Genomic DNA, 21,880 nt, shown 5'->3' with positions numbered 1-21,880 from the left:
CAAGCCGGTCTCGCTCCCACAGTGATCTTGGGTGTTCACACAATTTGTGCAACAAAGGAGATCCCCTGTGGGAGTGAGCCTGCTCGCGATGACGGTAGATCTTTCACCGCAACCTTCGAATATTCATTCCGGCTTCTGGTAGCTATCAATCACTTCCTGCGCCGCCCGAAACGCATCGATCGCCGCCGGCACGCCCGCATACACCGCGCAATGCAGCAGTGCCTCGCGAATCTCTTCCACCGTGCAGCCGTTGTTCAGCGCGCCACGCACGTGACCTTTCAACTCTTGCGGGCATTTCAGCGCGGTCAACGCGGCAAGAGTGATCAGGCTGCGGGTTTTCAGCGGCAGGCCTTCGCGATTCCACACACTGCCCCAGGCGTGTTCATTGACGAAATCCTGCAACGGCTGGGTGAACTCGGTGGCATTGCCCAGCGCGCGGTCGACGAAAGCGTCGCCCATCACTTGGCGGCGGACTTCAACGCCGGGCTTTTTATGGTCGGTCATGGCAATTCTCTCTTGTGGTGTTGGCGACGCCAGGCGCGCAGCGACGTGAACAGCAAGAACGCCACCAGCGCCGGCAGGACGAAAAACAGCATCAGGTGTTCAAGCCTGCCGGCCAGCGGCATGCCGGTGGTGAACGACACCACGTGCAGACCGTACGCCAGGTACAAGCCCAGAAACAGCAGACCTTCGGCGCGGGTTACCCGGTAGCCGGAATAGAACACCGGCAAGCACAGCACCGCGACGCCGAGCATCACCGGCAAGTCGAAATCCAGCGCGTTGGGCGAGACCGACAGCGGCGACGGCGCAATCAGTGCGGTAACGCCGAGTACGCCCAACAGGTTGAACAGGTTGCTGCCGACCACGTTGCCGACGGCGATGTCGCGCTGACCACGCAACGCCGCGATCAATGAGGTCGCCAGTTCCGGCAACGAAGTGCTGACGGCGACGATGGTCAGGCCGATGATCCTTTCCGACAGCCCCAGATCCGTAGCGACCGACACCGCGGCGCCCAACAGCAAGTGCCCGGCGTACACCAGCATCGCAAGACCGGCGACGATCATCAGCAGGCTGCTCAACCAAGGCACCTGCGGGGCTTCATGCGTTGTCGATTGCGGACGGACCGAGTGCCGCGACTGTCGCAGCAACAAGCCCAGATACAGTGCCAGCGCCGTCAGCAGCAGCACGCCATCGACGCGGGTCAGTTCTTTATTCCACGCCAGAACGAACACCAGCAGGCTGGCCCCGATCATCAACGGAATATCCAGGCGCACCAGTTGCCGCGAGACCCGCAGCGGGATGATCAGCGCCGAGAGCCCGAGGGTGACGAGTATGTTGAAGATACCGCTGCCGATAACACTGCCGACGGCAATGTCGGCGTTCTGCGCGAGGGTGGCTTGCAGGCTGACCGCCATCTGCGGCGCGCTGCTGCCCAGGGCGACGATGGTCAGGCCAATGATCAGCGGTCGCACATGCAGTCGCGCGGCCAGGCGCACCGCGGCGCGCACCATCAGCTCGGCGCCGACGATCAGCAGAATCAGGCCGCTGAGCAGTTCAATCATGCTGAGCAGGGGGATGTCGGCAAGTCCGAAAATGGTCGGGGCTCCGTCAGTCAGTCGAGGGCTTGCACGCGAACCCGCGCGGTGCCGCTTTTGAGCATGCCCAGTTGCTCGGCGGCTTCATGAGACAAGTCGATCAGGCGCCCGCGAGTGTGTGGCCCGCGGTCATTGATACGCACCACGCAGGACTTGTCGTTTTTCAGATTGGTGACCTTCACCCGCGTACCAAAGGGTAGTTGGCGATGGGCGGCGGTCAGGGAATTCTTGTCGAAACGTTCACCACTGGCGGTGCGTTTGCCCTGGTGTCTGGCGCCGTAGTAGGACGCCACGCCTGTCTGGTCGTAACCGTGTGGGTCGACGACGTCGGTGCTGGCGCAACCGGCGAGCAGAGAGAGCAGGGCGCAAAGGCTGAACAGACGCTTCATTCAAGGTTTCCCGAAAACAAATGTGGGAGCCAGCCTGCTGGCGATCGCGGAGTATCAGACACGGGTATGTTCAATGTCAGACCGCTATCGCCAGCAGGCTGGCTCCCACAAGGTGGGGAGCCAGATTTGACGGCTGGCTCCATTCTCATCAGCCTTCGAGCTTGCTTTTCAGCAGTTCGTTGACCTGTTGCGGGTTGGCCTTGCCTTTGGAGGCTTTCATGGCCTGGCCGACGAAGAAGCCGAACATCTTGCCGCGTTTGGCTTCGTCTGCCGCGCGGTATTGCTCGACCTGCTCGGCGTTGGCCGCGAGCATTTCGTCCAGCACCGCCGAGATCGCGCCAGTGTCGGTCACCTGCTTGAGGCCGCGCTTGTCGATGATCTCGTCGGCGCTGCCTTCGCCGTTGGCCATCGCTTCAAACACCACTTTGGCGATCTTGCCGGAGATGGTGTTGTCCTTGATGCGCAGCAGCATGCCGCCCAGTTGCTCGGCCGAAACCGGCGACTGATCGATGTCCAGGCCCTGTTTGTTCAACAGGCTGCCCAGTTCAACCATGACCCAGTTGGCCGCCAGTTTGGCGTCGCCGCCGATGCTCGCGACTTTCTCGAAGTAGTCGGCTTGCTCGCGGCTGGTGGCCAGGACGCTGGCGTCGTAGACCGACAGACCGAACTGCTCCTGGAAGCGCTCGCGTTTCTGCGGTGGCAGTTCCGGCAATGTCGCACGCACTTCATTGAGGAACGAGTCCTCGATGACCACCGGCAACAGGTCCGGATCGGGGAAGTAACGGTAGTCGTTGGCTTCCTCTTTGCTGCGCATCGGACGGGTTTCGTCCTTGTTCGGATCGTACAGGCGAGTCTGCTGGATCACCTTGCCGCCGTCTTCGATCAGCTCGATCTGACGCTGTACTTCGGTGTTGATCGCCTTCTCGATGAAGCGGAACGAGTTGACGTTCTTGATCTCGCAGCGGGTGCCGAACTCAACCTGGCCTTTCGGACGGATCGACACGTTGCAGTCGCAACGCAGCGAGCCTTCGGCCATGTTGCCGTCGCAGATGCCCAGGTAACGCACCAGCGCGTGGATCGCCTTGACGTAGGCCACGGCTTCCTTGGCGCTGCGCATGTCGGGTTCGGAGACGATCTCCAGCAGCGGCGTGCCGGCGCGGTTCAGGTCGATGCCGGTGGCGCCGCTGAATTCTTCGTGCAGGCTTTTACCGGCGTCTTCTTCCAGGTGCGCGCGGGTGATGCCGACGCGTTTGACGGTGCCGTCTTCCAGGGCGATGTCCAGGTGGCCCTTGCCGACAATCGGCAATTCCATCTGGCTGATCTGGTAGCCCTTCGGCAGGTCCGGGTAGAAATAGTTTTTACGGGCGAACACGTTGTGCTGGCCGATCTCGGCATCGATCGCCAGACCGAACATCACCGCCATGCGCACCGCTTCCTGGTTCAGCACCGGCAGTACGCCGGGCATGCCGAGGTCAACCAGGCTGGCCTGGGTGTTCGGCTCGGAACCGAAGGTGGTGGAACTACCGGAAAAGATTTTCGACCGGGTGGTGAGCTGGGTATGAATCTCCAGCCCGATCACGACTTCCCATTGCATGTGTTTCTCCTCAGAAGCCGGTTGGGGTGCGGGTGTGCCAGTCAGTGTTCAACTGATACTGGTGGGCAACGTTCAACAGGCGGCCTTCCTGGAAATACGGGGCGAGCAGTTGCACGCCGACCGGCAGACCGTCGACAAAACCTGCAGGCATGGACAGGCCCGGCAGACCGGCGAGGTTGGCGGTGATGGTGTAGACGTCTTCCAGGTACGCAGCGACCGGGTCGCTGTTCTTGGCGCCGAGCTTCCAGGCCGGGTTCGGCGTGGTCGGGCCGAGGATGATGTCGACCTCATTGAAGGCGGCCATGAAGTCGTTCTTGATCAAGCGACGAATCTTCTGTGCCTTCAGGTAGTAGGCGTCGTAGTAACCGGCGGACAGCGCGTAGGCACCGACCATGATCCGGCGCTGTACTTCCGCGCCGAAACCTTCGCCACGGGAACGCTTGTACAGGTCTTCCAGGTTTTTCGGGTCTTCGCAGCGATGGCCGAAACGCACGCCGTCGAAACGCGACAGGTTGGAAGACGCTTCAGCCGGGGCGATCACGTAGTACGCAGGAATCGCGTGCTGCATGTTCGGCAGGCTGATTTCCTTGATCACGGCGCCGAGCTTCTTCAGCTCTTCGACACTGGCCATGACCAGGTCGGCAATACGCGGGTCCAGGCCGGCGCTGAAGTATTCCTTCGGCACGCCGATGCGCAGGCCTTGCAGCGAACCGTTGAGGCTGGCGCTGTAGTCAGGCACGGGTTCGTCGATGCTGGTGGAATCCTGCGGATCGAAACCGGCCATGCCTTGCAGCAGGATTGCGCAGTCTTCGGCCGTGCGGGCCAGCGGGCCGCCCTGATCGAGGCTGGAGGCGTAGGCGATCATGCCCCAGCGCGAAACGCGACCGTACGTCGGTTTCAGGCCGGTGAGGTTGGTCAGTGCAGCAGGCTGACGGATCGAGCCGCCGGTATCGGTGCCGGTAGCCGCCGGCAACAGGCGCGCCGCGACCGCCGCAGCGGAACCGCCGGACGAACCGCCCGGAACGTATTCCAGGTTCCACGGGTTTTTCACCGGGCCGTAGTAGCTCGACTCGTTGGCCGACCCCATGGCGAATTCGTCCATGTTGGTCTTGCCCAGGGTCACTGCGCCGGCAGCGGCCAGCTTGGCAACGACCGTGGCGTCGTACGGGGCCTTGAAATTGTCGAGCATCTTCGAACCGCAGCTGGTGCGGATGCCCTGGGTGCAGAACAGGTCTTTATGGGCAATCGGCGCGCCGAGCAGGGCGCCGCTCTCACCATTGGCCCGGCGTGCGTCAGCGGCTTTCGCCTGCTGGAGCGCCAGGTCTTCGGTGAGGCTGATGAAACTGTTGAGCTGAGGGTCGAGCTGGGCGATACGCGCCAGCAGGGTTTTGGTCAGCTCTTCGGAAGAAAACTTTTTATCGGCGAGTCCGCGGGCGATCTCGGCCAGAGTCAATTGATGCATTGCAGGCTCTTTCCCTTTAGTCGATGACTTTCGGAACCAGGTACAGGCCGTTTTCGACCGCTGGTGCGATGGACTGATAGGCCTCGCGATGATTGGTCTCGGTCACGACGTCTGCACGCAGGCGCTGGCTGGCTTCCAGTGGGTGGGCCAGTGGCTCGATACCGTCGGTATTGACCGCCTGCATTTCGTCGACCAGCCCAAGAATGCTGTTCAGGGCCGAAGTAATATGTGGAAGATCGGCATCATCGAGGCCAAGGCAGGCCAGATGAGCGATTTTTTCCACGTCGGAGCGTTCAAGCGCCATTGCGATTCTCCAGTGGAAAACAGAACGGACGGCGTCCGTGTGTTAGATTGTCGGAACACTACCGCATTTCTACGGTCATAAGGCCGCGATTGTGGGGGTTGGTGCACAGAAAAGCGGCCAATTTAACATATTGGCGCCTTGCCCAAAATCCCTGTCGTTGTTAGAGTTTGCCGCACTTTTTTTACCCACGCGTTGCCTAGGGTCCCTTTCCCATGTTCAAGAAACTGCGTGGCATGTTTTCCAGCGATCTTTCCATTGACCTGGGCACTGCCAACACCCTTATTTACGTGCGCGAGCGCGGCATCGTCCTGAATGAGCCATCGGTTGTGGCTATTCGGACACACGGTAACCAGAAAAGTGTCGTTGCTGTCGGCACCGAGGCCAAGCGCATGCTCGGCCGTACGCCGGGCAACATCGCGGCCATTCGTCCGATGAAGGACGGCGTCATTGCCGATTTCAGCGTCTGCGAAAAGATGCTGCAGTACTTTATCAACAAGGTTCACGAAAACAGCTTCCTGCAGCCTAGCCCTCGTGTGCTGATCTGCGTTCCATGCAAATCCACTCAGGTTGAGCGTCGAGCCATCCGTGAATCGGCCCTTGGTGCCGGCGCGCGTGAAGTGTTCCTGATCGAAGAGCCGATGGCGGCTGCGATCGGTGCCGGCCTGCCGGTTGAAGAAGCCCGCGGCTCGATGGTCGTCGATATCGGTGGTGGTACCACTGAAATCGCACTGATCTCCCTGAACGGTGTGGTTTATGCCGAATCCGTACGGGTTGGCGGCGACCGCTTCGACGAAGCGATCATCACCTACGTGCGTCGCAACTACGGCAGCCTGATCGGCGAATCCACCGCCGAGCGCATCAAGCAGGAAATCGGTACGGCCTACCCGGGCGGCGAAGTTCGTGAAGTCGACGTTCGTGGCCGTAACCTGGCCGAAGGCGTTCCACGTGCATTCACCCTGAACTCCAATGAAGTGCTGGAAGCTCTGCAAGAGTCGCTGGCCACCATCGTTCAGGCCGTGAAAAGTGCGCTGGAGCAATCGCCTCCGGAGCTGGCTTCCGACATCGCCGAGCGTGGCCTGGTACTGACCGGTGGTGGCGCCTTGCTGCGCGACCTCGACAAGTTGCTGGCCCAGGAAACCGGTCTGCCGGTGATCGTTGCCGAAGACCCGCTGACCTGCGTTGCTCGCGGCGGTGGCCGTGCATTGGAAATGATGGATAAACACACCATGGACCTGCTGTCGAGCGAGTGATCTCGCCCGATGCATCTATGCTGTTGAGCGCGCAGGCGGCACTTTGCAGTGCTGCCTGTTTGCGTTTACCTTCTGTCAGTCTGTATCCAGGCCGGTCTGCCGTATGAATAAACAAAACATTTGCCTGGGAGGAGCGGCTTATTAAACCGCTTTTCACCAAAGGGCCTTCACTGGGCGTGCGCTTGTTGGTGCTGGTCGTGCTATCGGTCGCGCTGATGGTGGTCGATGCCCGCTTCACACTGCTCAAGCCAGTGCGTAGCCAGATGTCGCTGGTGCTGATGCAGTCTTACTGGATCACCGACCTGCCGCAGCGGCTATGGCAAGGTGTGGCCAGCCAGTTTGGCAGCCGTACCGAACTGGTCGCCGAAAACGAAAAACTCAAAACCGAAAACCTGCTGCTGCAGGGTCGCATGCAAAAGCTTGCCGCCCTCACCGAGCAGAACGTTCGGCTGCGCGAGCTGCTCAATTCCTCCGCGCTGGTCAACGAGAAAGTCGAAGTGGCCGAGTTGATCGGCATGGACCCCAATCCGTTCACCCATCGCATCATCATCAATAAAGGTGAGCGCGACGGTGTGGTCCTCGGTCAGCCGGTGCTCGATGCCCGCGGCCTGATGGGCCAGGTGGTCGAGTTGATGCCATACACCTCCCGTGTGCTGCTGCTGACCGACACCACCCACAGCATTCCGGTGCAGGTGAACCGGAACGGTCTGCGGGCGATTGCCAGCGGCACCGGCAACCCTGAGCGCCTGGAGTTGCGTCACGTTGCCGACACGGCGGATATCAAGGAAGGCGATCTGCTGGTCAGCTCCGGCCTTGGCCAGCGGTTCCCGGCGGGTTACCCGGTGGCGACGGTCAGGGAAGTGATTCACGATTCCGGCCAGCCGTTCGCCATTGTCCGCGCCGTGCCGACGGCTGCGCTGAACCGCAGCCGTTACTTGCTGCTGGTGTTCAGCGACACCCGGACGCCGGAAGAGCGCGCAAACGATGCTGCTCAGGCCCAGGAAAGCCTGGATGCGCAGGGCGGCGGGCCAATCATTCCCGCGACCGTGCCCAAGCCTGTCGGCGTGATTGCCCCGGCTGCCACTGCAGTCCCGGCCGTTCCCGCCGCAGCACCTGCGACGGCGACCCCGGCCAAACCTGCTGCCGCTACCCCGGCCAAACCCGCCGCCGCACATCCCGCCGCCGCCAAGCCGCCCGTGACGACGCCGGCTGCCAAGCCACCGGCGACGCAACCCGCTGTCGTGAAGCCTGCTGCCAAACCGCCTGTCTCCGCGCCGGCCACCCCTGGGGGAAGAGAATAATGGTCGGTGCTACCGCCTCCCGAAACGGCTGGATGGTCTGGCTGACATTCGCCATTGGCATGCTGCTCAGCGTTTCGCCGCTGCCGCAATTCATGGAAATCCTCCGTCCGCTCTGGCTCGCCTTGCTGCTGGCGTTCTGGGCGTTGGCCCTGCCGCAGAAAGTCGGCATGGTCACCGCATGGTGCCTGGGCCTGGCCGAAGATGTGCTCTACGGCACGTTGCTGGGCCAGAACGCGTTGATCCTGACCCTTATCACTTTCCTGGTGCTGTCGCTGCAACAGCGGCTGCGGATGTTTCCGATGTGGCAACAGAGCCTGGTGATCCTGGTGATCTTCGGGCTCGCGCAGCTCGTTCAGCTATGGCTCAGCGCCCTGACCGGCAACCGTCAGCCAACGCTGGCGCTGGTCTTGCCGGCATTGGTCAGCGCATTGCTCTGGCCGTGGATCAGCTTCGGTTTGCGCGGTCTGCGTCGACGTTACAAAATCAACTAATTCGGTTCAGGCATTTGCCCACACCTCGACAAGGGAGATGTCTTGATGAAACGGTTGTACCTCGCCTCAGGCTCGCCGCGTCGGCGTGAACTGCTCACGCAGATCGGCGTGCCGTTCTCCGCCATCAGCGCGGACATCGACGAAACCCCTTTGAATCATGAATCGCCGTCGGCCTATGTCGAGCGCCTCGCGCGCGGCAAGGCTGAAGCCGGGCGCGGCGCAATCGTGTCCGACGCCGCATTCTGCGTACTGGGCGCCGACACCGCCGTGGTGCTGAACGGGAAAATTCTCGGCAAACCGGTGGACGAAGCCGATGCGTGCGCCATGCTTATGATGTTGGCAGGGCAAGAGCACGAAGTGCTGACCGCCATTGCCGTGCTTGACGGTGAGCGTTGCGAGTCGCGGGTTGTGCGCAGTCTGGTATGTTTTCGCCCCATCGGCCGCGATGAAGCGGCGGCCTACTGGGCCAGCGGCGAACCTCGGGACAAGGCCGGTGGCTATGGCATTCAAGGACTGGGCGCGGTGTTTGTCGCCGGGCTCAATGGCAGCTACTCGGCGGTGGTCGGACTGCCGCTGTGCGAAACCGCTGAGCTGCTCGGCCATTTCGGCATACCCTGTTGGCAAACCCTTAACGCGCGCTGAGCGTCGTACTGACAAGATGCGGCCATTATCGTGAACATGCCTGAACGAGACCCTGCCATGAGTGAAGAGATCCTGATCAACATCACGCCGATGGAATCGCGCGTGGCGGTGGTTGAAAACGGTGTCCTGCAAGAGGTCCACGTCGAGCGCACGCAAAAACGCGGGATCGTCGGCAACATTTATAAAGGCAAAGTCGTGCGGGTATTGCCGGGGATGCAGGCGGCTTTCGTCGACATCGGCCTGGATCGCGCCGCGTTCATTCATGCTTCGGAAATTTCCCTGCGCGAAGGCCCTGCGGTCGAGAGCATCAGCGCGCTGGTTCACGAAGGCCAGAGCCTGGTGGTGCAAGTCACCAAGGACCCGATCGGTTCCAAAGGCGCACGCCTGACCACGCAACTGTCGATTCCTTCGCGTTATCTGGTGTACATGCCGCGCACCGCGCATGTCGGTATTTCCCTGAAGATCGAAGACGAGGCCGAGCGCGAACGCCTCAAGCAAGTGGTCACCGATTGCGTGGCCAAAGAAGGCATCAAGGAGGCCGGCGGCTTCATCCTGCGGACTGCCGCCGAAGGCGCGGGCGCCGATGAAATTCTCATGGACATCCGCTACCTGCGCAGGCTCTGGGATCAGATCAACGAGCAGATCAAAACCATCAGCGCGCCGAGTGTGATCTACGAAGACCTCGGCCTGGCGCTGCGGACCTTGCGCGATCTGGTGAGCCCGAAGATCGAGAAGATCCGCATCGACTCCCGGGAAACGTTCCAGAAAACCACGCAGTTTGTCGCCGAACTGATGCCGGAAATTGCTGATCGTCTGGAGCATTACCCGGGTGAACGGCCGATTTTCGACCTGTACGGCGTCGAAGACGAAATCCAGAAAGCCCTCGAACGCAAAGTCCCGCTGAAGTCTGGCGGTTACCTGGTGGTGGACCCGGCGGAAGCCATGAGCACCATCGACGTCAATACCGGGGCGTTCGTCGGTCATCGCAATCTCGAAGAAACCATCTTCAAGACCAACCTCGAAGCCGCGACCGCCATCGCTCGCCAGCTGCGCCTGCGCAACCTGGGCGGGATCATCATCATCGACTTCATCGACATGGAAGACGAAGAGCACCAGCGTCAGGTGCTGCGCACGCTTGAGAAACAATTGGAACGCGATCACGCCAAGACCAACATCATCGGCATCACCGAGCTGGGCCTGGTGCAGATGACCCGCAAGCGCACCCGCGAAAGTCTCGAGCAGGTGTTGTGCGAACCCTGCAGCAGCTGCCAGGGGCGCGGCAAGCTCAAGACGCCGGAAACCGTTTGCTACGAAATCTTCCGCGAAATTCTCCGCGAGGCGCGCGCCTATCAGGCGGAGGGCTATCGTGTATTGGCGAACCAGAAAGTCGTCGATCGCCTGCTGGATGAAGAGTCGGGCAACGTCGCCGAGCTCGAAGGTTTTATCGGGCGCACCATTCGGTTCCAGGTGGAAACCATGTATTCCCAGGAACAATACGACGTGGTGCTGCTCTGAATCGCTGTGTTTCACCCCCACTAGAACGGCTGGCCTCAGCTTTTTGCACTGTTTTTGCCATGGGAGCCAACTGACATGGAGCGTCTGACACGCATTTTGGCCGCACTGACCCGCTGGGGTCTGGGCCTGTGCGCGTTGGCTTTGGTGCTGATGGCGCTTTACGTCAGTCTCGGCCGCGAACTGACGCCGCTGGTGGCCGAGTATCGGGCCGAAGTCGAAGCCAAAGCCGGCGCTGCCCTGGGCATGCCGCTGCACATCGGTGAACTGGAAGGCAACTGGCACGGCTTCGCGCCGATTCTGCTGGCCCACGACGTGATGGTCGGCGAGGGCGCCAACACCCTGCGCCTGGATCAGGTACGTGCGGTGCCGGATCTTTGGGCCAGCCTGCTGGCTCGTGAAGTGCGCATCGCCCACCTTGAACTCAACGGTTTGAAGATCAGCTTCAAGGAAGGCGAGGACGGTCATTGGGCGCTGGAAGGCCTGCCGGTGCAACAGGATCAGCCGCTGGACCCGGAACAGTTGCTCAATCGCATGCAGATGGTCCAGCAGTTGTCGGTGCTCGACAGTCAGGTCACCTTGCAGCCGCTGGATCACCCGCCGCTGACCTTGACCTACGTTGGACTGAACCTGAAAACCGGCGTCTACCGTCAGCGACTCGACGCGCGGCTGACCCTGCCCGACGGTCAGCCAGTGGCCATGAGCCTGCGTACTCGCATTCGCGCCAGCCAGTGGCAGGACGGCGAAGCGGATGCTTACGTAAGCCTGCCGCAAAGTGACTGGTCGAAATGGCTACCCGAGCGCCTGACCCGGCAATGGAATTTTTCCGAGATCAAGGCCGGTGGCGAGCTTTGGGTCAACTGGAGCAAAGGCGCGCTGCAAAGCGCTGCGATCCGCTTGAACGCGCCGCAGATCAAGGGTGCCTACGCCGAGCGCAAGCCGGTCCAGATCAACAACCTGGCGCTCAACAGCTATTTCCAGCGCAGTGCCGAAGGCATTCTGGTGACGGTGGACTCGCTGTCCATGAACATCGGCGAGACCCGCTGGGAATCGCGCCTGCAACTCAAACAAAGCCAAGCCACCGACAAGACCGAAGAACTCTGGCATCTGCAAGCCGACCGCCTCGACCTCACGCCACTCACACCGCTGCTGAATGCCTTGGGGCCATTGCCTGAAGGCGTCGCCACCGCCGTGGAGCGGCTCAAGGTGACCGGTGGTTTGCGCAACGTGTTGGTCGACTTCCGGCCCAACGCCACCGACGACAGCAAGGTCAGTTTCGCCGCCAACCTCGATCGGGTGGGGTTTGACGCCTATCACGGCGCGCCAGCGGCGCGAAATGTCAGCGGCAGCATCAGTGGTGACCTCGGTCACGGCGAACTGCGCATGGACAGCAAGGATTTTGTCCTGCACCTGGACCCGATTTTCGCCAAGCCATGGCAATACATTCAGGCCAACGCCCGGCTGACCTGGAAGCTCGACAAAGAAGGCTTCACCCTCATCGCGCCGTACCTGAAAGTGCTGGGCGAGGAGGGCAAGATTGCCGGCGACTTCCTGATCCGCCTGCATTTCGACCATACCCAGGAAGACTACATGGACCTGCGGGTCGGCCTGGTGGACGGCGACGGCAAGTACACCGCCAAGTACCTGCCGGAAGTGCTCAGTCCGGCACTGGACGAATGGCTGCGCACGGCGATTCTCAAGGGCGCGGTCGACCAGGGCTTCTTCCAGTATCAGGGCTCGCTGAATCATGGCGCCGCCGACACGGCTCGCAGCATCAGCCTGTTCTTCAAGGTTCACGATGCCGAGCTGGCGTTCCAGCCGGGTTGGCCGCATGTCAGCAAGGTCAGTGGCGATGTGTTCATCGAAGACAGCGGCGTACGCATTCTGGCCAGCCAGGGCCAGTTGCTGGACACACAAGTCAGTGACATCTACGTCAATATTCCCCACGCATCCGCCGGGCAAAACCCACACCTGCTGCTTGATGGCGCTTTCGCCGGCGGGTTGGGCGATGGCCTGAAAATTCTCCAGGAAGCGCCGATCGGCACCGCTGCCACCTTCGCCGGATGGGAAGGCGAGGGCGATCTGAAGGGTAAGGTGAAGCTGGATATTCCGCTGGCCAAAGGCGAGCAGCCCACTATCCTCGTCGACTTCAAGACCGCCAAGGCGCGCTTGAAACTCGCCGAACCGGCCCTTGAGCTGACTCAATTGAAGGGCGATTTCCGCTTCGACAGCACCAAGGGGTTGAGCGGGCAGAACATCACCGCTCGCGCCTTTGACAAACCGGTCACTGCGCAGATTTTCGCCGACGGCAGCCCGGGCAACATCAAGACCCGTGTCAACGCCTCGGGCCAGGTCGAGGTGAAGAAGCTCACCGATTGGTTGAGCGTTACCCAGCCGTTGCCGGTGTCCGGCCTGATCCCTTATCAGTTGCAACTGAACCTGGATGGCCCCGACAGCCAGTTGCTGGTCAATTCGAACCTCAAAGGCGTGGCGGTGGATTTGCCGGCGCCGTTCGGCATGGCGGCCGACGTCGGACGCGACACGATGTTCCGCATGACCCTGCAAGGCCAGGAGCGACGTTACTGGGTCAAGTACGGCGAGCTGGCGAGTTTCACATTCGCGGCCCCCCCCGGCAACTTTGCCGACGGTCGCGGCGAATTGTTCCTCGGTGGCGGCGAAGCCGTGTTGCCCGGAGCCAAAGGCCTGCGGGTGCGCGGCGTGTTGTCGGAACTGGATGTCGGCCCTTGGAAAGACCTGGTGGACAAGTATGCCGGTCAGGACCCGGGCGGCAGCGCCAAACAACTGCTCAGCAGCGCGGACTTCAAGGTCGGCAAACTCAGCGGTATCGGTACCACCCTCGACCAGGCTTCGGTGCAGTTGAACCGTAAACCGGCGGCGTGGGCCTTGCAGCTCGACAGTAAACAGGTCAAGGGCACCGCTGCTATCCCTGACGCGAAAGGCGCGCCGATTGCAATCAATCTGCAATACGTGCGTTTGCCGGCACCGGACCCGACGGTCCTGGCCGATGAAAACTCGCCGGATCCACTGGCCAGCGTTGATCCGACAAAAATCCCGGCGCTGGATATCACCATCAATCAGCTGTTCCAGGGGCAGGATCTGGTGGGGGGCTGGTCGCTGAAAGTGCGTCCGACCGCCAAGGGCATCGCGCTCAATGCGCTGGACCTGGGCCTCAAGGGCATTCTGTTGCAGGGCAGCGGTGGCTGGGAAGGTGCGCCCGGTGCATCCAGCAGCTGGTACAAGGGCCGGGTCAGTGGCAAGAACCTTGCGGATGTGCTGAAAGGCTGGGGCTTTGCGCCCAGTGTCACAAGTGAAGAATTTCATATGGATGTCGACGGTCGCTGGCCCGGTTCGCCGGCCTGGCTGGCTACCAAGCGTTTTTCCGGGACGCTTGATGCGTCGCTGAACAAAGGCCAGTTCGTTGAAGTCGAGGGCGGCGCTCAGGCGTTGCGGGTGTTTGGCCTGCTCAACTTCAACTCCATCGGCCGGCGCTTGCGGCTGGACTTCTCCGATCTGTTTGGCAAAGGCTTGAGTTACGACCGGGTCAAAGGCCTGCTGGTCGGGACTAACGGTGTTTACGTGACGCGTGAGCCGATTCTGTTGACCGGCCCGTCGAGCAATATCGAGCTCAATGGCACGCTGGATCTGGTGGGTGATCAGGTCGATGCGAAACTGCTGGTGACCTTGCCGGTGACCAACAACCTGCCGATTGCCGCGCTGATCGTCGGCGCACCGGCCATCGGCGGCGCGTTGTTCCTGATCGACAAGCTGATCGGTGACCGCGTGGCGCGCTTCGCCAGCGTGAAATACACCGTCAAAGGCCCGTGGAAAGAGCCGAAAATCACCTTCGACAAACCTTTTTGAAAAGCCATCCTTCGGACCGATGGAGTAGCATGGCCGTTAGCCCCCTGTAGGCGCAGCCTTCGGCAGCGCCTGCGGGTATGTGTTGATTCCGGATAAGGGTAAGGCCATGTCGTTAGCGGTGATTCAAATGGTCAGCCAGAGCGATGTGCTGGCCAATCTGGCCCAGGCTCGTCGGCTGCTCGAACAAGCGGCAGCCGGTGGCGCGAAGCTGGCTGTGCTGCCGGAAAATTTCGCCGCCATGGGCCGCCGTGACATCGCTGACATCGGTCGCGCCGAGGCGTCGGGCGAAGGTCCGATCCTGCCCTGGTTGAAACAGACCGCTCGCGACCTCAAGTTATGGATAGTGGCCGGCACCTTGCCGTTGCCGCCGGTGGATCAACCGACGGCGAAAGTGCATGCCTGCTCGCTACTGGTCAATGATCAGGGCGAGACGGTGGCGCGCTACGACAAATTGCACCTGTTTGACGTGGACGTGGCGGACAACCGCGGGCGTTATCGGGAATCCGATGACTATGCTTATGGCAGTGGCGTGGTGGTCGCCGACACGCCCGTCGGTCGGGTCGGCCTGACGGTGTGTTACGACCTGCGCTTCCCGGAGCTGTACAGCGAATTGCGCGCTGCCGGGGCGGAATTGATTACCGCACCGTCAGCCTTTACCGCCGTGACCGGCGCGGCGCATTGGGATGTGCTGATTCGAGCGCGGGCCATCGAGACCCAGTGTTATGTGCTCGCGGCGGCCCAGGGTGGAACGCATCCGGGACCGCGAGAGACCTTCGGCCATGCCGCGATCATCGACCCGTGGGGGCGAGTGCTCGCGCAACAGGACCAAGGCGAGGCCGTGCTGCTGGCCGAACGCGATAGCAGCGAACAGGCGTCCATCCAGGCGCGGATGCCGGTGTCCAGTCACCGGCGCTTTTTCTCGCAGGGCGCGCAGCGACCTGCCTCAGAACGATGAATTTAAGGCGTAAAGCATATGAGCGAGTTGTTGTCCTCAGTCAGTGAACACCTCCTGGCGCCCGGCGGCGTAACGATCGAGAGCCTGCAAGGTGTGCTCGGCGATCTGGCCGGCCCAGGTATCGATGCCGCCGACCTGTATTTCCAGGGGCAGATTTCCGAGTCGTGGGCGCTGGAAGACGGGATCGTCAAGGAAGGCAGCTTCAACCTTGATCAAGGTGTTGGCGTGCGCGCGCAATCGGGTGAGAAAACCGGTTTTGCCTACAGCAATGCGATCACCCTCGAAGCCCTGGGCGCGGCGGCGCGTGCTGCTCGTTCGATCTCCCGCGCCGGGCAGAATGGCACGGTGCAGGCGTTCACCACTCAGGATGTCGCCCAGCTGTACGGACCGGATAACCCGTTGGAAGTACTGACCCGCGCCGAGAAAGTCGAGCTGCTCAAGCGTATCGACGTTGCCACGCGCGCCCTCGATCCGCGTATCCAGCAAGTGACCGTGAGCATGGCCGGTGTCTGGGAGCGCATTCTTGTCGCTTCGACCGACGGCAGCCTGGCGGCGGATGTGCGGCCGTTGGTGCGTTTCAACGTCAGCGTGATCGTTGAGCAGAACGGTCGCCGCGAGCGTGGCGGTCATGGTGGCGGCGGTCGTACCGATTACCGGTATTTCCTCGCCGAAGACCGTGCCATGAGCTACGCCCGTGAGGCGCTGCGTCAGGCGCTGGTCAACCTTGAGGCCATTCCGGCGCCCGCCGGTACGTTGCCGGTGGTGTTGGGATCGGGCTGGTCCGGGGTGCTGCTGCACGAAGCGGTCGGCCACGGTCTGGAAGGTGATTTCAACCGCAAGGGCAGTTCCGCCTACAGCGGGCGTATGGGTGAGATGGTTGCGTCCAAACTCTGCACCATCGTCGATGACGGCACGCTGGCCGGTCGCCGTGGCTCGCTGAGTGTCGACGACGAAGGCACGCCGACCGAGTGCACCACGCTGATCGAAAACGGCGTGCTCAAAGGCTACATGCAGGACAAGCTCAATGCGCGCCTGATGGGCGTGGCCCGCACAGGCAACGGCCGTCGCGAATCCTACGCGCACCTGCCGATGCCGCGCATGACCAACACTTACATGCTGGCGGGCGAAAGCGATCCGGCGGAAATCATTGCCTCGGTGAAACGCGGCATCTACTGCGCCAACCTCGGCGGCGGTCAGGTGGACATCACCAGCGGCAAATTCGTGTTCTCCACCAGCGAGGCCTACCTGATCGAAGACGGCAAGATTACCGCCCCGGTCAAAGGCGCGACGTTGATCGGCAACGGCCCGGAGGCGATGAGCAAGGTGTCGATGGTCGGTAATGATCTGTCGCTGGACAGCGGTGTGGGCACGTGCGGCAAGGACGGGCAGTCGGTGCCGGTGGGTGTCGGCCAGCCAACGCTGAAAATCGATGCGATCACTGTGGGTGGCACAGGATCGTAAGGGATGGAGCGTCGGGTGAGTCGCGTAACGACTCACCCGAGACGGGACTTAACGCAGGCCGCGTTGAGTCTCGTCGAGCTCACGGATGTACTTGAAGATTTTACGGCTTGACGCTGGTGGCTTGTTGGTCGCCAGTTCGTGCTGGGCCTGACGGATCAGGGAGCGCAACTGCTGACGATCAGCCTCAGGGTAGTCGAGCACGAACTTCTCCAGGACTGCATCGTCGCCCGCGATCAAGCGATCGCGCCAGCGCTCCAGCCCGTGGAAACGTTCGTTGTACTGCCGGGTGGAGGCATCGAGTTGATCGAGCAAAGTCAGAATGGCGTCAGTGTCCTGATCGCGCATCAGTTTGCCGATGAACATAAGGTGCCGTTTACGCGCGATATTCGCGGTGTGCTTGGGCGCATCGGCCAGGGCCCGGCGCATAGCGTCGGTCAAGGGCAGTTTTGCCAGCAAGTCAGGCTTGAGCGTTGTAAGGCGCTCGCCGAGGTCAACCAGAGCATGCAGCTCGCGTTTAACCTGGGATTTGCTTTTTTCTCCCGTATCGAGGGAGTCGTCGTAAGAATCAACCATGGTGGCCGTCCGCAAAGAAACGCCGCCATGATAACCAGTCGGGGGCCGCTTGTCCGGCCCGGTCGCTCGAAGGCCTTTACCGAAAGCAGAATTTGAGTGGAGAACAGCATGAGTGCAGTTGAAAGCGTCGGCCCACAAGCGTTGCCGGCACTGCAGGAACAAGTCGAGCAGATCATTGCTGAAGCCAAGCGCCAGGGCGCCAGTGCCTGTGAAGTGGCGGTGTCCCTGGAGCAGGGCCTGTCGACCTCTGTACGCCAGCGCGAAGTCGAAACCGTCGAATTCAACCGGGATCAGGGCTTTGGCATCACCTTGTATGTTGGCCAGCGCAAGGGCTCGGCCAGCACCTCGGCCAGTGGCCCGGACGCGATTCGCGAAACCGTCGCTGCGGCGCTGGCCATCGCCAAACACACCTCCGAAGACGAAGCCGCCGGCCTGGCGGACGCTGCACTGATGGCCAAGGATCTGCAGGATTTCGATCTGTTCCACCAATGGGACATCACACCGGAGCAAGCCATCGAGATGGCCTTGAGCTGTGAGGCGGCGGCATTCGCCACCGACAGCCGGATCAAGAACGCCGACGGCACCACCCTCAGCACTCACCAGGGCTGCCGCGTTTACGGCAACAGCCACGGTTTTATTGGTGGTTACGCCTCGACTCGCCATAGCTTGAGCTGCGTGATGATCGCCGAGGCCGATGGCCAGATGCAGCGCGATTACTGGTATGACGTGAACCGCCAGGGCAACTTGCTGATGGATCCTGCGAGCATCGGCCAGCGTGCCGCGCAACGTGCAGCGAGCCGTCTGGGCGCGCGTCCGGTGCCTACCTGTGAAGTGCCGGTGCTGTTCTCCGCTGAGCTGGCGGGTGGTTTGTTCGGCAGTTTCCTCTCGGCGATTTCCGGCGGCAGCCTGTATCGTAAATCGTCGTTCCTTGAAGGGACGCTGGGTCAGAAGCTGTTCCCGGAATGGCTGACCATCGATGAACGTCCACATTTGATGCGCGCCATGGGCAGTTCGGCGTTTGACGGCGATGGCTTGGCAACCTACGCCAAACCGTTCGTCGAAAAAGGCGAGTTGGTGTCCTACATTCTCGGCACCTATTCCGGTCGCAAACTCGGCATGCCGAGCACCGCCAACGCCGGCGGCGTACACAACCTGTTCGTCACTCACGGTGATGAAGATCAAGCGGCCTTGCTGCGCCGCATGGGCCGTGGCTTGCTGGTCACCGAGCTCATGGGCCAGGGCCTGAACATGGTCACGGGCGATTATTCCCGTGGCGCGGCGGGTTACTGGGTCGAAAACGGCGAAATCCAGTTTGCGGTCCAGGAAGTCACCATCGCCGGCAACATGCGCGACATGTTCAAGCAAATCGTCGCCGTCGGTAATGACCTGGAATTGCGCAGCAACATTCGCACGGGGTCGGTATTGATCGAGCGGATGACCGTCGCCGGTAGCTAACGCTTACCGCCAGGCAAAAAGGCGCGCCACCCATTGGGCGGCGCGCCTTTTTTTATTGGGTTCACGCAGACGGTCACATCGCGGGCAAGCCCACCATGAACTCGGTGTGCGGTCGACCTTGTTTTGGTTCTCATTATCATCTAATAATAAATCTCATTACCGAATGAGCCCGGATCATGAGTTCTGCCTTGCACGAACAGCCCTACCTCGAAAACTGGCGCTGGATGAGTCGCCAGATCCGTTGCGCGATGGATCCCGACGAGCCTCGCCTGATCGAACATTACCTGGCCGAAGGCCGGTATCTGGCGTGCTGCACGGCGACCTCTCCCTGGACCATCGCCGAAACGTCTTTCCGTGTGCTGCTCGATACCGCCGCCGATGTTGCGCTGCCCTGGCACTGGCGGACCTATTGCCTGGATCAGGCATGGCGCCCGCTGCGCGAACTCGAACGCCTCTCCCTCTGCAAGTGCCGCCTCAAGCGCTGGCAAAGCTACACCTGGCAACTGGCGACCTGCGAGTTGCAGCCCTCGATTCCTCTCATAGAACTGGTACAAGGATTTTCTGATGAACAAGACTCGTATTGAGCGCGACAGCATGGGTGAGCTTCAGGTCCCGGTGGATGCGCTTTACGGCGCACAGACCCAGCGTGCGGTGGAGAACTTCCCGATCAGCGGTAAACCGATGCCGGTGCAGTTCATCCGCGCACTGATCCTGGCCAAGGCCGCCGCTGCCCAAGCCAACGTCGAACTCAAGCAGATCAGCGAATCCCAGGGCAAAGCCATCGTCGACGCGGCACTGGGTTTGTTGCAGGGCGACTTCATGCAGCACTTCCCGGTGGATATTTTCCAGACCGGTTCCGGCACCAGTTCCAACATGAACGCCAACGAAGTGATCGCGACCTTGGCCAGCCGTCTGCTCGGCGAGCCGGTGAACCCCAACGATCACGTCAATTGCGGCCAGAGCAGCAACGACATCATCCCGACCACCATCCACGTCAGCGCTACGCTGGCGTTGCATGAACAACTGCTGCCAGCGCTGGTGCGCCTGGTGCAGGTCATCGAGCACAAGGCTGAAGAGGTTCACCACCACGTCAAAACCGGTCGCACTCACTTGATGGATGCAATGCCGGTGCGCATGAGTCAGGTGCTCAACGGTTGGGCGCAACAGCTGAAGGCCAACATCGGTCATCTGCAGGATCTGCTGCCGAGTCTGCAATCCCTGGCTCAGGGCGGCACGGCGGTGGGCACCGGCATTAATGCGCATCCCGAGTTCGCCGGTCTTTTCAGCCAGCAGTTGACCCAACTGACTCAGGTGCGATTCACGCCGGGCCCCGATTTGTTCGCACTGATCGGCTCCCAGGACACTGCCGTTGCGCTCTCCGGGCAACTGAAAACCACCGCTGTTTCGCTGATGAAAATCGCCAACGACCTGCGCTGGATGAACTCCGGCCCGCTGGCCGGTCTTGGTGAAATCGAGCTCGAAGCCTTGCAGCCGGGCTCGTCGATCATGCCCGGCAAGGTCAATCCGGTGATCCCGGAAGCCACCGCCATGGTCGCTGCCCAAGTGATCGGCAATGACACGGTCATCACCATCGCTGGCCAGTCGGGCAACTTCGAGCTGAACGTGATGCTGCCGATCATTGCCCAGAACCTGCTGAGCAGCATCGAGTTGCTGGCCAACGCCAGCCACCTGCTGGGTGAGAAGGCTATCGCCAGCTTCAAGGTCAACGAAGCCCGGCTCAAGGAAGCGCTGTCGCGCAACCCCATTCTGGTCACTGCACTGAACCCGATCATTGGTTACCAGAACGCCGCTGAAATTGCCAAGAAGGCTTATCAGCAAGGCCGGCCGGTGATCGATGTCGCCCTGGAACACACCGACCTGACACGTAGCCAACTGGAAGAGTTGCTCAATCCGGAAAAGCTCACCGCAGGCGGCGTGTAATCACCGCAACCGCTTTGGAGGCTCACCATGGAGCACTGGAAACGCACGATCGAAAGGGCAAACCGCTGTTTCATGCTGGGCGAACTGGTGGATGCCCGCGAAGCTTACCTGCAGGCATTGGCCCTGGCTCAGGTGTTGTTCGAGCGCTGGGCGGACGCCGACGAAGCGGTGGCGGCCTGCGTGATTTCCCACCACAACCTGGCGGACCTGCATTTGCGTCTGAACCAGCCGGAGGAGAGCGCCGAATACCTGTGCGCCATCCACCAGCGGCTATTGAAGACCATGCAGGACCCGCGGCTGGCGCCCGCATTGCGCGAAGCAGCGCTGCGTCAGAGCAGTAAAACCTACGTCGAACTGCTGAATTTCATCAGCGAGCACGGCGAATACCCGCGTACTCATCGTTTGCTGCACACCGATGCTGCGTCGCCCGCTGCGCCTCTACCTCATGGAGTCCATTGAAATGGCTTTTAGCTTGCCTGCCTTGCCGTACGCCTACGATGCCCTGGAACCGCACATCGATGCGCAAACCATGGAAATCCACTACACCAAGCATCACCAGACCTACATCAACAACCTGAACGCCGCCTTAGAAGGCACCGAGTTTGTCGAGTGGCCGGTGGAAAAACTGGTGGCTGCCGTTCAACAGCTGCCGGAAAAACTCCGCGCAGCGGTGATCAATCAGGGCGGTGGTCACGCCAACCATTCGCTGTTCTGGGAAGTCATGGTGCCCAACGGCGGCGGTCAGCCGGACGGCGAGCTGGCCAAGGCGATCGACGACCAACTGGGCGGCCTCGACCGTTTCAAGGAAGCGTTCACCAAAGCCGCGCTGACCCGTTTCGGCAGCGGCTGGGCCTGGCTGAGTGTGACCCCGCAAAAGACCCTGGTCGTGGAAAGCAGCGGTAACCAGGACAGTCCGTTGATGAACGGCAATACACCCATCCTCGGCCTGGATGTCTGGGAGCACGCCTATTACCTGCAATATCAAAACCGTCGCCCGGAATACATCAACGCGTTTTATAACGTGATCAATTGGCCTGAAGTCGCTGCGCGCTATCAGGCTGCACTGGTTTAAG

General features: G+C 61.3%; 20 protein-coding genes. 13 read left to right on the top strand and 7 right to left on the bottom strand.

Translation table 11 applies throughout. The features are described 5' to 3' along the window. Positions 1 to 123: 123 nt before the first annotated feature. From ACM6I5_RS06780 to gatC, 6 genes are all read right to left on the bottom strand, one after another. Positions 124 to 504 (bottom strand): carboxymuconolactone decarboxylase family protein, encoded by a 381-nt coding sequence (locus ACM6I5_RS06780; protein ID WP_017336520.1) that lies wholly within the window; start codon positions 502 to 504, stop codon positions 124 to 126. Beyond that, positions 501 to 1,562: a calcium/sodium antiporter gene (locus ACM6I5_RS06775; protein ID WP_414883445.1), complete on the bottom strand. Its 1,062-nt coding sequence runs from the start codon at positions 1,560 to 1,562 to the stop codon at positions 501 to 503. The genes ACM6I5_RS06780 and ACM6I5_RS06775 overlap by 4 nt, the downstream gene beginning before the upstream one ends. Positions 1,563 to 1,612: 50 nt before the next feature. After that, positions 1,613 to 1,984, bottom strand: coding sequence for a septal ring lytic transglycosylase RlpA family protein (locus ACM6I5_RS06770; protein ID WP_017336522.1), 372 nt, complete (start codon positions 1,982 to 1,984; stop codon positions 1,613 to 1,615). A 148-nt stretch (positions 1,985 to 2,132) separates the two neighbouring features. Continuing rightward, positions 2,133 to 3,578, bottom strand: a complete 1,446-nt coding sequence (gene gatB, locus ACM6I5_RS06765; RefSeq protein ID WP_017336523.1) for an Asp-tRNA(Asn)/Glu-tRNA(Gln) amidotransferase subunit GatB — start codon at positions 3,576 to 3,578, stop codon at positions 2,133 to 2,135. A 10-nt stretch (positions 3,579 to 3,588) separates the two neighbouring features. Then, on the bottom strand, positions 3,589 to 5,040 hold the full coding sequence (gene gatA, locus ACM6I5_RS06760) for an Asp-tRNA(Asn)/Glu-tRNA(Gln) amidotransferase subunit GatA (protein WP_017336524.1): 1,452 nt from the start codon (positions 5,038 to 5,040) through the stop codon (positions 3,589 to 3,591). A gap of 16 nt (positions 5,041 to 5,056) precedes the next feature. Next, positions 5,057 to 5,344, bottom strand: a complete 288-nt coding sequence (gene gatC / locus ACM6I5_RS06755) for an Asp-tRNA(Asn)/Glu-tRNA(Gln) amidotransferase subunit GatC (protein WP_007941222.1) — start codon at positions 5,342 to 5,344, stop codon at positions 5,057 to 5,059. 212 nt (positions 5,345 to 5,556) lie between these two features. Here gatC and mreB point away from each other — a divergent pair, with 212 nt between their 5' ends. From mreB to tldD, 8 genes are all read left to right on the top strand, one after another. Beyond that, a complete protein-coding gene (mreB, locus tag ACM6I5_RS06750) occupies positions 5,557 to 6,594 on the top strand; it encodes a rod shape-determining protein MreB (protein ID WP_002555108.1) in 1,038 nt (345 codons plus the stop codon). 140 nt (positions 6,595 to 6,734) lie between these two features. Continuing rightward, positions 6,735 to 7,895, top strand: a complete 1,161-nt coding sequence (mreC, locus tag ACM6I5_RS06745) for a rod shape-determining protein MreC (RefSeq protein ID WP_080995109.1) — start codon at positions 6,735 to 6,737, stop codon at positions 7,893 to 7,895. Next, entirely contained in the window at positions 7,895 to 8,386 is a 492-nt protein-coding gene (mreD, locus tag ACM6I5_RS06740) for a rod shape-determining protein MreD (protein ID WP_017336526.1), read from the top strand. The genes mreC and mreD overlap by 1 nt, the downstream gene beginning before the upstream one ends. 45 nt (positions 8,387 to 8,431) lie before the next feature. Further along, positions 8,432 to 9,028, top strand: a complete 597-nt coding sequence (locus tag ACM6I5_RS06735) for a Maf family protein (protein WP_414883444.1) — start codon at positions 8,432 to 8,434, stop codon at positions 9,026 to 9,028. Positions 9,029 to 9,085: 57 nt separating this feature from the next. Then, complete coding sequence (rng, locus tag ACM6I5_RS06730; protein WP_008008603.1) at positions 9,086 to 10,543, top strand: ribonuclease G; 1,458 nt, start codon at positions 9,086 to 9,088, stop codon at positions 10,541 to 10,543. Between the two features lie 75 nt (positions 10,544 to 10,618). Beyond that, positions 10,619 to 14,422: a YhdP family protein gene (locus ACM6I5_RS06725; RefSeq protein ID WP_414883443.1), complete on the top strand. Its 3,804-nt coding sequence runs from the start codon at positions 10,619 to 10,621 to the stop codon at positions 14,420 to 14,422. Between the two features lie 106 nt (positions 14,423 to 14,528). Beyond that, positions 14,529 to 15,377 carry a carbon-nitrogen hydrolase family protein gene (locus tag ACM6I5_RS06720; RefSeq protein WP_414883442.1) on the top strand — a complete coding sequence of 283 codons (849 nt, stop codon included), beginning with the start codon at positions 14,529 to 14,531 and terminating at the stop codon, positions 15,375 to 15,377. A gap of 18 nt (positions 15,378 to 15,395) precedes the next feature. After that, complete coding sequence (gene tldD, locus ACM6I5_RS06715) at positions 15,396 to 16,838, top strand: metalloprotease TldD (RefSeq protein WP_017336530.1); 1,443 nt, start codon at positions 15,396 to 15,398, stop codon at positions 16,836 to 16,838. A 48-nt stretch (positions 16,839 to 16,886) separates the two neighbouring features. On the opposite strand, the gene yjgA is transcribed toward tldD, so the two are convergent. Next, positions 16,887 to 17,411 carry a ribosome biogenesis factor YjgA gene (gene yjgA, locus ACM6I5_RS06710; protein ID WP_007901505.1) on the bottom strand — a complete coding sequence of 175 codons (525 nt, stop codon included), beginning with the start codon at positions 17,409 to 17,411 and terminating at the stop codon, positions 16,887 to 16,889. Positions 17,412 to 17,519: 108 nt separating this feature from the next. Between yjgA and pmbA the strand changes: the two genes are divergently transcribed. From pmbA to ACM6I5_RS06685, 5 genes are all read left to right on the top strand, one after another. After that, positions 17,520 to 18,866 carry a metalloprotease PmbA gene (pmbA, locus tag ACM6I5_RS06705; protein ID WP_414879363.1) on the top strand — a complete coding sequence of 449 codons (1,347 nt, stop codon included), beginning with the start codon at positions 17,520 to 17,522 and terminating at the stop codon, positions 18,864 to 18,866. A 176-nt stretch (positions 18,867 to 19,042) separates the two neighbouring features. Further along, complete coding sequence (locus ACM6I5_RS06700; RefSeq protein WP_414879364.1) at positions 19,043 to 19,450, top strand: FagA protein; 408 nt, start codon at positions 19,043 to 19,045, stop codon at positions 19,448 to 19,450. Further along, positions 19,431 to 20,807 carry a class II fumarate hydratase gene (locus ACM6I5_RS06695; RefSeq protein WP_017336533.1) on the top strand — a complete coding sequence of 459 codons (1,377 nt, stop codon included), beginning with the start codon at positions 19,431 to 19,433 and terminating at the stop codon, positions 20,805 to 20,807. The genes ACM6I5_RS06700 and ACM6I5_RS06695 overlap by 20 nt, the downstream gene beginning before the upstream one ends. 27 nt (positions 20,808 to 20,834) lie before the next feature. Next, positions 20,835 to 21,266 carry a hypothetical protein gene (locus tag ACM6I5_RS06690; protein WP_017336534.1) on the top strand — a complete coding sequence of 144 codons (432 nt, stop codon included), beginning with the start codon at positions 20,835 to 20,837 and terminating at the stop codon, positions 21,264 to 21,266. A 1-nt stretch (position 21,267) separates the two neighbouring features. Next, the gene (locus ACM6I5_RS06685) at positions 21,268 to 21,879 is read left to right on the top strand and encodes a superoxide dismutase (RefSeq protein WP_414883441.1); all 612 of its coding nucleotides are present in this window, start codon (positions 21,268 to 21,270) and stop codon (positions 21,877 to 21,879) included. Position 21,880: the final 1 nt, after the last annotated feature.

The organism is Pseudomonas sp. IT-P171, assembly GCF_949767765.1.
Taxonomy (GTDB): Bacteria; Pseudomonadota; Gammaproteobacteria; order Pseudomonadales; family Pseudomonadaceae; genus Aquipseudomonas; species Aquipseudomonas fluorescens_B.
The sequence above is the reverse complement of the archived record's forward strand: the minus strand, read 5'-3'. Positions and strand labels throughout refer to the sequence as shown.